Origin of the sequence: Streptomyces sp. NBC_01618, from assembly GCF_045209435.1 — a bacterium.
Taxonomy (GTDB): domain Bacteria; phylum Actinomycetota; class Actinomycetes; order Streptomycetales; family Streptomycetaceae; genus Streptomyces.
The window spans coordinates 7,529,418-7,542,128 of the sequence record NZ_CP109297.1 but is presented as its reverse complement, the minus strand read 5'-3'; the positions used below and the strand labels follow the sequence as shown (position 1 = coordinate 7,542,128).

9 protein-coding genes and 1 pseudogene are annotated in these 12,711 nt (G+C 68.6%); 7 read left to right on the top strand and 3 right to left on the bottom strand.

The features are described 5' to 3' along the window. Positions 1-59 precede the first annotated feature (59 nt). Positions 60-822: pseudogene (locus OH735_RS35060) on the top strand (IS5 family transposase); the annotation flags it as partial. On the opposite strand, the gene OH735_RS35055 reads toward OH735_RS35060, so the two are convergent. The 3 genes from OH735_RS35055 to OH735_RS35045 form a co-directional block, all read right to left on the bottom strand. Further along, entirely contained in the window at positions 711-1,046 is a 336-nt protein-coding gene (locus OH735_RS35055; RefSeq protein ID WP_406386984.1) for a hypothetical protein, read from the bottom strand. The pseudogene OH735_RS35060 and the gene OH735_RS35055 sit on opposite strands and share 112 nt — an antisense overlap. A gap of 105 nt (positions 1,047-1,151) precedes the next feature. Continuing rightward, a complete protein-coding gene (locus OH735_RS35050) occupies positions 1,152-2,012 on the bottom strand; it encodes an alkaline phosphatase family protein (protein WP_406385656.1) in 861 nt (286 codons plus the stop codon). A gap of 44 nt (positions 2,013-2,056) precedes the next feature. Then, positions 2,057-4,225 (bottom strand): alpha-galactosidase, encoded by a 2,169-nt coding sequence (locus tag OH735_RS35045; RefSeq protein ID WP_406386868.1) that lies wholly within the window; start codon positions 4,223-4,225, stop codon positions 2,057-2,059. A gap of 105 nt (positions 4,226-4,330) precedes the next feature. On the opposite strand from OH735_RS35045, the gene OH735_RS35040 reads away from it, so the two are divergent. The 6 genes from OH735_RS35040 (at position 4,331) to OH735_RS35015 (ending at position 12,634) form a co-directional block, all read left to right on the top strand. After that, positions 4,331-5,488, top strand: a complete 1,158-nt coding sequence (locus OH735_RS35040; protein WP_406385655.1) for an ROK family protein — start codon at positions 4,331-4,333, stop codon at positions 5,486-5,488. Between the two features lie 138 nt (positions 5,489-5,626). Then, positions 5,627-6,904, top strand: coding sequence for an ABC transporter substrate-binding protein (locus OH735_RS35035; protein ID WP_406385654.1), 1,278 nt, complete (start codon positions 5,627-5,629; stop codon positions 6,902-6,904). Continuing rightward, the gene (locus OH735_RS35030; RefSeq protein WP_406385653.1) at positions 6,901-7,890 is read left to right on the top strand and encodes a carbohydrate ABC transporter permease; all 990 of its coding nucleotides are present in this window, start codon (positions 6,901-6,903) and stop codon (positions 7,888-7,890) included. Before OH735_RS35035 ends, OH735_RS35030 begins: the two co-directional genes overlap by 4 nt. A 5-nt stretch (positions 7,891-7,895) precedes the next feature. Next, the gene (locus OH735_RS35025) at positions 7,896-8,741 is read left to right on the top strand and encodes a carbohydrate ABC transporter permease (RefSeq protein WP_406385652.1); all 846 of its coding nucleotides are present in this window, start codon (positions 7,896-7,898) and stop codon (positions 8,739-8,741) included. Between the two features lie 83 nt (positions 8,742-8,824). Beyond that, positions 8,825-10,795, top strand: coding sequence for a glycoside hydrolase family 5 protein (locus tag OH735_RS35020; RefSeq protein ID WP_406385651.1), 1,971 nt, complete (start codon positions 8,825-8,827; stop codon positions 10,793-10,795). A gap of 84 nt (positions 10,796-10,879) precedes the next feature. Next, positions 10,880-12,634 carry a glycoside hydrolase family 35 protein gene (locus tag OH735_RS35015; protein ID WP_406385650.1) on the top strand — a complete coding sequence of 585 codons (1,755 nt, stop codon included), beginning with the start codon at positions 10,880-10,882 and terminating at the stop codon, positions 12,632-12,634. The last annotated feature ends 77 nt before the right edge of the window (positions 12,635-12,711 follow it).

Genomic DNA, 12,711 nt, shown 5'->3' with positions numbered 1-12,711 from the left:
GGGCGATCGCGTGGTCTTAAGAAGTCATCTCATTTGGTGGGGTCGGTGGGCTGTCGGTCATGGAGGGGATCGTTGAGCGGCTGGTGCCGGATGAGTTGTGGGAGTTGTTTCAGCGGGTGGTGCCAAAGGCTCCTTCGCGGCCTCAGGGTGGTGGACGACGCCGACGTGGTGACCGTGAGGTGCTGGCCGCGATCGTGTTCGTGGCCACGTCAGGCTGCACGTGGCAGCAGGTGCCCACTGCTTCGTTCGGTCCGTCGGGGGCAACGGCTCATCGATGCTTCGCCGAGTGGTCGAAGGCCAGGGTGTGGGCCAAACTCCACCGCCTGGTCCTCGACGAACTCGGCGCCCGCGGCGAGTTGGACTGGTCCCGCTGCGCGATCGACTCGGTGAACATGCGGGCCCTGAAAAAGGGGACCTGACAGGTCCGAATCCTGTCGACCGGGGCAAGTACAGGTCGGAGATCCACTTGATCACCGAGCGGACCGGTCTGCCACTCTCCGTCGCAATCTCGGGGCGAACCTGCACGACAGCCAGGCCCTGATCCCCCTCGCGCAGGGGATACCGCCGATCCGCTCCCGCCGCGGACGCCGACGACGCAAGCCGGACAAGCTCCACGCCGACAACGGCTACGGCTACTCCCACCTGCGCCGATTGTTACGCCAACTCGGCATCCAGCACCGCATAAAAAGCGGGCGGTTCCACCACGGCCGCTATCGCGCGTGTCTCGTTCTCTCTGTGCTGAGGATGCCGAGTTGGGCGGCGAAGGCGCGGATGATGTCTTTCACTTCGTCCGCAGTGAGTTGGCCGGTGAGCCGGCGACTCGAGAGGCTCTCGACAAGTGCGTTGAGTACCAGTGCTGTCGGTTTGGGGTTCTGTGCGCTCGTCAACCGTTCAAGGTCGCTCGCGGTGTCCCGCTCCCACAAGCGTGTCACGGTGGTCAGCGCCTGTCGCAGGTCTTCCTCGAATACAGCGATGGCGCGGACCTCATTCCAGACGACAGAGTTGTCGCGAACCTCCTGGTCTTCGCTGACGTCGACAAACAGCACGTCGAGGATGTCGTCGACGGTTTCCGAGTCGGGGCGTTGGGTGGGGGCGTCCCTGTGGCCGGCTGCCGTGCCTGGGGTCGCCGGCTGGCGGTTTCCCTGCCGGCGTCAGGCGGTCTGCGGTGTGAGGGAGGGGAAGGGCTGTCCGTCGAGCGTCCAGTGTGGGTCGGGCGTGATACCCAGGGCGGCGTAGACGTGGGCGGCGACATCGGCGTGGCGGAGGCTCTCCGGTGTGGTGGAGGGGGTGATGCCGGGGCTGTTCGCGGCGATCCAGGCGGTGCGCTCCAGTGTGCTGCGCCCGCCGTGGCCGCCTTCGTCACGGTGGCCGTGGTCGGTCACCGCGATGATGGTCCACTCCTCGGACCGGGCGTCGGGACGTTCGCGTACCGCGGTGAGGAGCTGTCCGAGTCGTCGGTCGGCGGTCTCGATCGCGCGCTGGTACTCGGGGCCGCAGCCGAGGTAGTGGGCGGTCTCGTCGACGGCGCCGAGGTAGACGAAGGAGGCGTCCAGGTCTTCGCCGGAGCTGAGAACCCTTACGGCTTCGTCGGTCACGCTCTGGTCGCATTCCTCCCAGGCCTGCGGGGTGTCCTCGCGCGGGGCGATGTAGGCGAGCCTGCTCGGGGCCGCGAAGACCGGGCCGCCCTGCCGGGCCAGGAAAAGGGGTTCCCAACCGCCGACCGCGAAGGTCCGCATCCCGTGCTCGGCGGCCAGACGGGTGGTGAAGTCGGGGAAAACCCCGAGCCGGTTTCCGATGAAGTTGTTGCCCCAGACTCCGTGCTTGGCCACGCCGACACCGGTGACGATCGTGGTCCAGCAGGGGCCCGACATGGTCGGTGTGTCGTCGTCGATGTGGACGGGCGCGAGGAAGCCTGCGTTCGCGAGTTCGTCGAGGTTGGGGGTGTCCAGCAGGGGCAACTGGTCGAGGCGGACGCCGTCGATGCCGACGACCAGGACGCGGGGTGTGCGCATGCTCTCGGTTCCTTTGTGAGTCGGGTGCAGAGGGGTGACGGGGGTCAGACGGTCCGGCGTAGCCGGATCAGGCGGCTGGCGTAGTCGCCGGTGGGCAGCCGCAGGTCGATGCCCCGCCGGGTCAGAACGGCGCCGCTGTGGGTGCTGCCCTCGTCGATGTCGAGGTAGTGCGCCGCGGGGTCCAGGGCCGGCAGTGCGAGCCCGCGGGGCTGGTGGCCGAAGCGGGTTGCGGGGCGCCAGGCAAGGACGGCGTGCTCGGTGTCGTCCTGGGACGCGTAGTGCACGGCTGTCACTCCGTCGAGGCCGTGGAGGCGGTGCTGGCGGCCGTGCTGGACCAGGGGGCGGATCTGCTTGTACTGGGCAACGAGTGCGGTGGCCTCGTCGAGCTCCTCCTCGGACCAGGCGGTGAGGTCCCCGCCGAGGCCGAGTGCTCCGGCCATGGCGACGTGGAAGCGGAACCGGAGAGAGGTGGTGCGGCCGGTGGCGACGTTGGGGCTGTCGGTCACCCAGGCGGCCATGGCCTGGGCGGGGAAGAGCTGGCTGAAGCCGTGCTGGATGCCGATCCGGTCGACGGGATCGGTGTTGTCGGAGGTCCAGGCCTGGTCGGTGCGGGCGAGGATGCCGAGGTCGATCCGACCACCGCCGCCCGCGCAGGCCTCGATGCGAAGGCCGGGGTGGTCGGCGCGGAGGCGGTCCATGATCCGGTAGACGGCGCGGGTGTGGTCGATCCACAGCCGGTCGGGATCCGGGTGGCCGGCCCATCCGGCTTCGGTGACGACCCGGTTGGCATCCCATTTGAACCAGTCGACGTCGTAGTCGCGCACCAACTGGTCCAGGGTCCGGTGGGCCCAGTCCTCGACGTCGGGGCGGGCGAAGTTCAGCATGAGCTGGTTGCGCAGTTCGGTGGCGTCCCGAGTCGGCGCGTGGACGACCCATTCGGGATGGGCGCGGTAGAGGTCACTGTCGGGATTGACCATCTCCGGCTCGACCCACAGTCCGAACTCCATGCCCAGGCGGTGCACTTCGTCGGCCAGGGGGCGCAGTCCGTCGGGGAACGCCCCGGGCCGGGGGGTCCAGTCGCCAAGGCCCGCATGGTCGCTGGTACGGGCGCCGAACCAGCCGTCGTCGAGGACGAAGAGTTCGGCGCCCAGACGTGCGGCCAGCCCGGCCAGGCGCAGTTGGCCGGGCCCGTCCACGTCGAAGCCGGTGGCTTCCCACGAGTTGTAGAGGACGGGCCTGTCGCGTTCGGTGGCGGGCAGGACGGTGGTGCGGATGTGGTGGTGCCAGGCCCGGCTGGCGGCACCGAAGCCGCCGGGGGTGTAGAGGCCGGCGAAGACGGGTGTGTGCAGGCTCTGGCCGGGCCGGACGGTCCAGCTGAGTCCTTCGTGGCCGAAGCCGCCGGTCCAGGTGGTCCGGCCGACCGGGTCGCGGTGCACGGTGATGCGCCAGCTTCCGCTCCAGGCCAGGGCAGTGCTCCAGACCTCGCCGTGTTCCTCGCCGGCGGTGCCGTCGTCGAGGGCGAGCCAGGGGCTGGCGTGGTGGCTGGTGACGCCGCGTCGGCTGGTGAGCACGGTCTCGGCGACCGGGAGGCGGTCGCGGTTCAGCTGGAACTCGCTGTTCCAGCCGCCCACGAGGTGGCTGAGCCGGTAATCGGGAAGCGCCGGCAGCGCCCAGGAAGCCGAGTCCAGCCGGTCGACGGTGATGGGGTCCGAGTCGTCGGCTCCGGTGTGGGTGAGTTCCACCCAGCGCTCGACGACGTCGCTGCCGGGGCGGACGCGGTAGCACAGCTCTGCGGCCAACGGGTAGCGCCGGTCGGCCAGTTGCAGGCGGAGTTCTCCGTCCCGGACCGTGTGGCCGGTGAAGGTCCACTGGGCGCCGCGGGTGCCGTCGGCGAACCGTACCTGGAGGCCGGCCGGTCCGAACCGGGCACCGGTCTGCGGGGCCAGTTCGTCCGGGGCGGCATCCGCCTCGAAGCTGCTCGCGGCAGGCGAGTTGGCCACGAGCAGCTCACCGAGGGCTTCGGTGTCGAGCTTCTCCCCCCAGTACAGATGCCGGGGGCTGCCGTCTGCGCCGATGCGCACGGCGTAGACGCTGTTCCGGGTCCGCAGGACCGCCAGCCCGCAGGCGGGGTCGAAGGAAGCGGATGAGGGTGTGGGAGGCACAGGAGGTCCCGAGGGGTGTCGAGCGTCGGTGAGGACCGGGCCGGCGGCCATGGTGAACGACAGCGAATGCGCCCGGAGTTGGGCCAGAGCGTAGGACTGACCGAACAAGAAAATCAATACTGGACGAAGTTATTTATTTACCGGTAGGTTGCCGCCGTGTTTCCAAACCACTCTCGGCCACTGGTCACCGCACCGGCCGAAACCGCCATCCTCGCCCTGCTGTTGGCCGAGAGTCCGCTCAGCCGGGTGGAGCTGGCCCGCCGCACGGGTCTGTCCTCGACCGCTGTGACCAAGGCCGCGCGACCGCTCATCGACGACGGATATCTGCACGAACTCCCCCCGGAGCGCACCGCTCCGGGGGCCGGACGCCCCGTGAACCCGCTGGCTGTCACCCCCGACCGGGAATTCGTCGTCGGTGTGAAGATCAGCGCCGACACCCTCTTCGGCGCGGTCTGCGACCTGCGGGCCCACATGCGGACCACTGCCAGCCGGCCGTTGGGCGACCGCGACCCGGCCGCCGTGTGCGAGCTACTGGCCGACCTCGTCGCCGAACTCCTCGACGTGAAACCCGAGTACCGGGCCCGCACCCGGCACCTGGGCATCGCGGTCTCGGGCGACGTGGACCGCCCCTGCGGGCGGGTCCGCTACTCTGTGCTCCCCAGTTGGCGCGATGTGCCGCTGGCCGATAACCTCGCCGCGGCGACCGGCCTGACCGTCACCGTGGAGAACGACGTCAAGGCCATCACCGCCGCCGAGCACTGGTTCGGCGAGGGCATCGGAACCGAGTACTTCGCACTGGTCACCATCGGCGCGGGGATCGGTTCCGGGATCGTCATCAACGGTGAACTGGTCGCCGGCGCATACGGGGTCGCCGGCGAGATGGGGCACATCAGCATCGACCCGGCCGGGCCACCATGCCACTGCGGCCAGGTCGGTTGCGTCGAGGCCATCGCCTCCAGCGATGCCCTCCTCGCCGCCGTCCGCCGCGCCACCGAGCGTCCGGACCTGGACTTCGACGGCGCGGTACAGCTCGCCCGTGGTGGAGACCCCGCCGCGCAGGGCGCTTTCGCGAGGGCGGGCCACGCCATCGGCGTCGGCATCGCCACACTGGTGAACCTCGTAGGTCCCGAGCGCGTCGTCGTCACGGGCGAGGGGCTCGACACCTTCGACCTGTACGGAACGCACATCAGGGACGCCTACGCAGCGCACTGTTTCAAAGCAGCGGCGAAATGCCCGCTGACCCTGCGTCCGCTCCCCTGGGAGGAGTGGGCCCGCGGCGCCGCCGTCATCGGCATCCAGGCCCTCTTCCCCTGAGCGAACGTCACCATCCTGTTCGCCGGCCAAGTTTCCGGCACAGCCGAATGTCCATCACCGTCTGCCAACTGTGAATGCCGGACACCGGCTGCACCGGACAACAGCACGTACGCCCAACCCTCAACTGAAGGATGCCAAGTGAGCGCACAGAGAGCCAAGCTTAGCCGCAGGGGATTCCTCGGCGGATCCCTTCTGTTCGTCGCAGGAGCAGCGGTCGCCTGCAGCAGCGACCCGACCGGCAGCGGCTCGTCCGGGGCGAAGACCACCCTGAACGTCTGGTCCCACGCCTACGGCGAGGCCGGCACCCAGCAGGCCCTCACCCGTTATGCCAAGGCGTTCACCAAGGCCAACCCGGACATCGCGGTCAAGGTCACCTGGACCCCTGGCGACTACTCCGCCAAGCTCAACGCGACCCTGCTCACCGACTCCGCCCCGGACGTCTTCGAGATAGGCGACTTCAGCGAGAGCTTCGCCCGGCAGGGCCAGATAGCCCAGCTGGACGACATCTACGGCAGCGCCAAGTCCGACTTCAACCCGGGCGCCCGCGAGATGGTGACCGTCGACGGCAAGCTCTACGGCGTCAAGACGCTCGACGACGTCATGATGCTCTACTTCCGCAAGAGCGTGCTGTCCAAGGCCGGCATCACCCCGCCCGCCACCTTCGACGCGCTCGTCGACGCGGCCAAGGCCCTGAGCTCCAAGAAGACCAAGGGGCTGTTCGTCGGCCAGAACGGTCTGGGCGACAGCGCCATCCTGTCCGTGTTCTCCAACGGCGGCGACCTCGTTACCCACGACGGCAAGGCGGCCTTCGGCTCCGCCCAGGCCGCCGAGGCCGTGGCCGGGCTCAAGCGCCTCCACGACGACAAGTCCCTGCTGCTCGGTTTCACCACCGACTGGTGGGACCCCTCGGCGCTCACCCAGAACGTCGTCCCGATGCAGTGGGGCGGCCTCTGGTCGATGCCCGCCATCAAGACCGCGCTCGGCGACGACTTCGGCGTCCTGCCCTGGCCCGCCTTCAAGTCCGGCGGCAAGCCCGCGGTCCGCGTCGGCGGCTGGAGCACCTGCGTCAACGCCAAGGGCAAGCACGTGGAAGCGGCCAAGAAGTTCGTCCAGTGGCTCTGGGTCCAGCAGACCGACCTCCAGACGGACTGGTCGCAGAGCTACGGCCTCCACATCCCGCCGCGCAAGTCCGTCGCCGCCACCGCCAGCAAGCTCACCCAGGGCCCCGCCAAGGAGGCCGTCGAGCTGGCCGCCAAGTACGGCAGGAACAACCCCAGCACCTGGAACAAGACCGTGAGCGACCTCTTCGCCGCGGCTGCGGCGAAGATCGTCAACGGGCAGGGCGATGCGGAAAAGCTCCTGGCCGACGCGGCCAAGCGGGCCCAGAGTGACATCGACAAGCAGCGCGCATCATGACGTCCGCGCCTCCATCCACGCTTGACCACGAGCGTGTCGGGTGCCCCGCGGCTGAGCCGCGGGGCACCGCCCCCCTCCGCCGTTCCCGCACAAACTGGCGTGCCTGGGGAGCGTTCGCGCTGCTCGCCGGACCCCTGCTGATCGGCCTGGGCCTCTTCAAGTACGTCGCCATCGGCTGGAGCTTCCTGCTCAGCCTCAGTGAGGCTCGCGGCACCATCTCCCTGGGGCACTGGGTCGGCCTGGACAACTACCAGACGCTGCTCTCCGATGCGGTGTTCCGCAAGTCGCTCGGCCAGATCCTGCTGTTCACGGTGTTCATCGTGCCGCTGACGTTCGCCGCCTCACTGGGACTGGCGCTGCTGGTGCACCGGATCCGGCGCGGCCGGGCCGTGCTGCGCACCGCCTTCCTGATCCCGGCCGCCGTCTCCTACGTCGCAGCCTCCCTGCTGTGGAAGATGAGCCTGTTCAACGGGTTGCCGAGCGGTATCGCCAACACCCTCGGCGGCTGGTTCGGCATGGACGCCCAACCATGGCTGCAGACCACCTCGCCGCCGCTGTACTGGGTCGTCCTCGTCACCCTCCGCCTCTGGCTCCAGGTCGGCTTCTACATGGTGCTCTTCCTGGCCGGGCTCCAGGGCATCCCCAAGGAGATGTACGAGGCCGCCGCCCTCGACGGCGCCACCGGCCTGCGCCTGCTGCGCAGAATCACCCTGCCGATGCTTCGCAACACCTCGGTGGCCGTCCTGATGCTGCAGTTCATCGCCGCCTTCCAGGCCTTCGACGAGTTCTACAACCTGTTCAACAGCGGGCAGTCCGGCGGCTCGGGGGCCCCGGTCCGAACCCCGCTGGGCTATCTCTACGACACCGCGATGGGTTCCCAGAACTACGGCCTCGGGTCGGCCGGAGCCTTCGTGCTCACCGCCCTCATCGTCTGCGTGACCCTGATCCAGGGCCGGATCACCGGCTTCGGAAAGGGTGAGGAGTGAGCAACATGACAACCGCCCGACACCTGCCGCAGGTGCTGCGCCGGTCCGCGCGCGGCGTGCTGGCCGGCCTGCTGACGGCAGTGTTCCTGGCGCCCTTCTATCTGATGCTGCGTAATGCTCTGATGGACACACAGGGCCTGACGTCACCGCACTGGACCTGGTGGCCGTCGACGATGCACTGGGACAACTTCACCTCGCTCTTCAGCGACCCCACGCTGCACATGGGCCAGGCCCTCGGCAACTCGTTGCTGATCGCCGTGATCACCGCCCCGGTGTCGACGCTCCTCGCCTCGGCCGCCGGGTACGCCCTCGCGCGGATCCCGGTACCCGGACGGGGCGTCCTGCTCGCCCTGGTGGTGGCCACGCTGATGATCCCCGGCTCGGTGACGTTCGTCCCCACCTTCGTCGTCGTGGGCTCCATGGGCGGGGTCAACACCCTGTGGGGAATCATCGCGCCCGGGCTCTTCAACCCCTTCGCCGTTCTGCTCTTTCGTAACTTCTACCTCCAGTTCCCCAGCGAGATCGAGGAGGCCGGACGCCTGGACGGGCTGGGCTGGCTCGGCCTCTACCGCCGGATCGCGTTGCCGTCGTCCGGAGCAATGCTCGCCTCGCTCGGCGCGCTCGCCTTCATCGACAGCTGGAACGCCTTCCTGTGGCCACTGGTCATCGGGCAGGACCCGTCCTCGTGGACGGCCCAGATCGCCCTGTCGACCTTCCTCACCTCACAGACCGTCAACCTGCCCGGACTGTTCGCCGGAGCCGTCGTGACCATCGCACCACTGGTGGCCATGTTCCTGGTCGCCCAGCGCTACATCGTCGAAGGCATCGCCACCAGCGGACTCAAGGGCTGAGCCGCACCTGACTCCGGACCACCGGTCCGGGCCGCACCACCTGAAGATCCCCCCCACCACCCCCACCCTTGAAGGGGACCATCATGAGATCCGACAGGTCGGCTCCCGCCGTCAGAAAATTCTTCTCCCGAATCCTGCCTGCCACGGCAGCCGCGGTTACCCTCGTCCTCGCGGGAACCTCCGGTTCCGTCGCAGCGTCCCCCAGCGCCGCCACCGCTACCGCCACCGCCGCCACTGCGATGACCGGACCGCAGTTGGCAGCCTCCTGGACGGGACCGCTGAGTACCCGCGGGCGATACATCGTCGACGCCAACGGCAACCGCTTCAAGCTGAAGGCCGGCAACTGGGCGGGCGCCCAGGGCACCTGGGAGGGCAGCGGAGATGTCAACGATCCCGCGAACCACCAGGCGGACCAGATGTCGCACAACATCCCGCTGGGCCTGGACCGCGCGCCGATGACGCAGATCATGGCCGACTTCCACGAGCTCGGGCTGAACAGCATCCGCCTGCCGTTCGCCAACGCGATGATGCGCGACACCACGGTCGTACCGGACTCCGCGGTCGCGGCCAACCCGCAGCTGAAGGGCAAGACCCCGCTGCAGGTGTTCGACGCGGTGGTGGCGGCCCTGACCGCCGACGGGTTCGCGGTCATCCTCAACAACCACACCACCACCTACCGCTTCTGCTGCGGCCTGGACGGCAACGAGCGCTGGAACAGCGGCCAGTCCGCCGAGCAGTGGCAGGAGGACTGGCTCTTCCTGGTGAACCGCTACAAGGCGAACAAGCGTGTCGTCGGCGCCGACCTGCGCAACGAGATTCGCCGCGACATCTGGGACGACCCCAACTGGGGCTGGGGTGACGACCACGACACCTACGCGGCCTTCGAACTGGCGGGCACCCGCATCCTGGGAGCCGACCCCGACATGCTGGTCATCATGGAGGGCATCAACTGGTACGGCATCCCGCTGGACGGGCTCAACTACGGCAGGCCGATGCTGACGCCGGTCCGTGAACTCTCCAACACCCTGATCGCCTCGGGGAAGCTGGTCTACGCCGCGCACTTCTACGGCTACACCGGCCCGAACTACACGGGTGCCGGCAGCGGACCGGGGCACACCAACGACTGGCCGTACGAGGACTTCCCGCTCGACAAGCTGAAGCAACTGGTGCACGACGAGGCCCTGTTCGTCACCCAGTCCGGCCAGCATTTCACTGCCCCCGTCTGGATCAGCGAGTTCGGTGCCGGCGGCCGAGGATCGGACGACACCAAGGAGAAGACCTGGTTCGGCAACTTCACCGACATCCTGGTCGAGAACGACACCGACTTCGCCATCTGGCCGCTGATCGGATGGACCGGCGCCAACGGCGCGCCGCAGGACAGCTGGGCCCTGATCTCCTACGACGCGGCCGGTAAACGGCAGAGCCTCAGCGACCCCGGTGACTGGCGGTCCGCCGACTGGAACAAGCTGGTCAACGCCTCTGGCGTCTCCGGTCCGGTCGCACAGGTCAACCACTGGAACATGCTCAACCTCGACTTCCGGGACCACAACGTCTCCTCCCGCATGCTCGCCCAGGGCGACTGGAGCCCCGGCTACCGCAAGGGCAACTGCCCCGACAGCCAGCGCCTGATCGGCCTCGGCCGCAGCGACAAGCGCGGCCTGTGCACCGACGCGAACCAGCCCGCCAAGGGAGCCGGTGCCTGGGTGGCCGTCCATGACGAGCGCTACGTCACCCACGGTGACTGGGCCTCGGGCTACAACAAACTCCAGTGCCCCGACAACACCTTCGCCGTCGGTTACAGCGTCAACGGCAAATCGATGGCCGGCCTGCTCTGCGCGCCGTCCGCCGCGCCGCTGCCGCTGAACGGCCGTAACGTCTGGTTCGACCACGGCGACAACCGCCCCGCCACGGGCGGCTCGGTCGAAAGCGACTGGGCCCCCGGCTACTACAAGGGTCAGTGCACCGACAACGAGTACATCGCCGGCGTCGCGTTCACCTGGAAGTGGAACAACGGCGGTGTCCCCGACGCGCTGCTCTGCCTTCCGCTGAGCTGACCCACCCTTATCAGTTCCATCAGTTCCATCAGTTCCATCAGTTCCATCAGTTCCATCAGTTCCATCATCGAGGAGACCACGGCCATGCCACGACTCGAGGTTGCCGCAGACGGCTTCCGTCTCGACGACCGACCGCTGCGGATCATCTCCGGCGGGCTGCACTACTTCCGGATCCATCCGGAACAGTGGGCCGACCGGCTTCGCAAGGCGCGCCTGATGGGACTGAACACGATCGAGACCTACGTCCCATGGAACCTTCATTCGCCCCATCCGGGTGAGTTCCGGCTGGACGCAGGTCTCGATCTTCCCCGGTTCCTCGACCTGGCCGCCGCCGAAGACCTGCATGTGCTGCTCCGCCCCGGACCGTACATCTGCGCCGAGTGGGAGGGCGGCGGCCTGCCCTCCTGGCTGCTCGCCGACGAGGACATCGAACTGCGCAGCCGCGACCCGCGCTATCTGAAGGCGGTGGACGGCTACCTCGGCGCCCTGCTGCCGCCCGTCCTTCCCTACCTCTCCACGCGCGGCGGCCCGATCATCGCCGTCCAGCTGGAGAACGAATACGGCGCGTACGGCGACGACTCCGGCTACCTGGAGGATCTGGCGGAGCTGCTGCACCGGCACGGAATCGGCGTGCCGCTGTTCACGTGCGACCAGCCCTCCGATCTGAGAGGCGGCGGCCTCGACAGCGTCCTGCGCACCGTCAATCTCGGCAGCCGGGTGGACGCCGGGCTCGCCGAACTGCGCGCGCATCAGCCGTCCGGGCCGCTGATGTGCAGCGAGTTCTGGATCGGCTGGTTCGACCGCTGGGGCGGCACCCATGTCACCCGCAGCACGGCCGACGCCGCGGCGGACCTCGACCGGCTGCTCGCGGCCGGTGCCTCGGTCAACATCTACATGTTCCACGGCGGCACCAACTTCGGTTTCACCAACGGCGCCAACGACAAGGGCACGTACCGCGCCACCGTCACGTCGTACGACTACGACGCGCCTCTGGACGAGGCCGGCGACCCCGCCCCCAAATACGCCGCCTTCCGCGAGGTCATCGCCCGGTACGCGCCCGTCCCCGAGGAACCGGTACCCGCCCCCGCACCCAAGCTCGCCCCGGCCGTCGCCGAACTCACCGCATGCGCAAGCCTCCTGGACCAGCGCGAACGCCTCGGCAGCGCGGTGCACGCCGACCGCCCGCAGGTCATGGAACAGCTCGGCCAGTCCTTCGGATTCATCCTGTACGAGACGGAGCTCTCGACGGCCGGGCCGACCGTCCTGCGCATCGCCGAGGTGCACGATCGCGCCCAGGTCTTCGTCGACGGCCAGCCGGTCGGCGTCCTGGAACGCGAGAACCATGAGCACACCCTCACCTTCCACACCCCCCGGTGCGGAGCGCAGTTGGCCGTGCTGGTGGAGAACCAGGGCAGGGTCAACTACGGGCAGGGCATGCACGACCGCAAGGGACTGCTCGGCGAGGTCACCCTCAACGCACCGGCCCCGGACGGCTGGTACAGCCGGCCGCTGCCTCTCGACGATCTGTGCAGACTGTCCTTCACCGCGTTCGAGCCCTCCTCGCCCCCGGTCGGCCCCACGTTCCACCGTGGACACCTGGACATCGAGCAGCCGGCCGACGGCTTCATCGCCCTGGACGGCTGGACCAAGGGCCACGTCTGGATCAACGGCTTCGCACTCGGCCGCTACTGGTCCCGAGGACCGCAGACCACTCTCTACGTCCCCGCACCGATCCTGAACGCCGGCCGGAACGAGATCACGGTCCTCGAACTGCACGGCTCCACCACCCGCACGGTGGAACTGCGGGGCACTCCCGATCTGGGCCCCATCGAGGACTGATGTCCGCGACACCGGACAGCACGCGTCAGCCGGTGGACCGACCGGCCCGCCGACACGAACCTCCAGAGGGACCGCGA

Coding starts and splice junctions, on each gene's coding strand:
- OH735_RS35050 (WP_406385656.1), bottom strand. CDS start 2,012: ATGCGCACACCCCGCGTCCTGGTCGTCGGCATCGACGGCGTCCGCCTC.
- OH735_RS35045 (WP_406386868.1), bottom strand. CDS start 4,225: ATGGCCGCCGGCCCGGTCCTCACCGACGCTCGACACCCCTCGGGACCT.
- OH735_RS35030 (WP_406385653.1), top strand. CDS start 6,901: ATGACGTCCGCGCCTCCATCCACGCTTGACCACGAGCGTGTCGGGTGC.
- OH735_RS35025 (WP_406385652.1), top strand. CDS start 7,896: ATGACAACCGCCCGACACCTGCCGCAGGTGCTGCGCCGGTCCGCGCGC.
- OH735_RS35020 (WP_406385651.1), top strand. CDS start 8,825: ATGAGATCCGACAGGTCGGCTCCCGCCGTCAGAAAATTCTTCTCCCGA.
- OH735_RS35015 (WP_406385650.1), top strand. CDS start 10,880: ATGCCACGACTCGAGGTTGCCGCAGACGGCTTCCGTCTCGACGACCGA.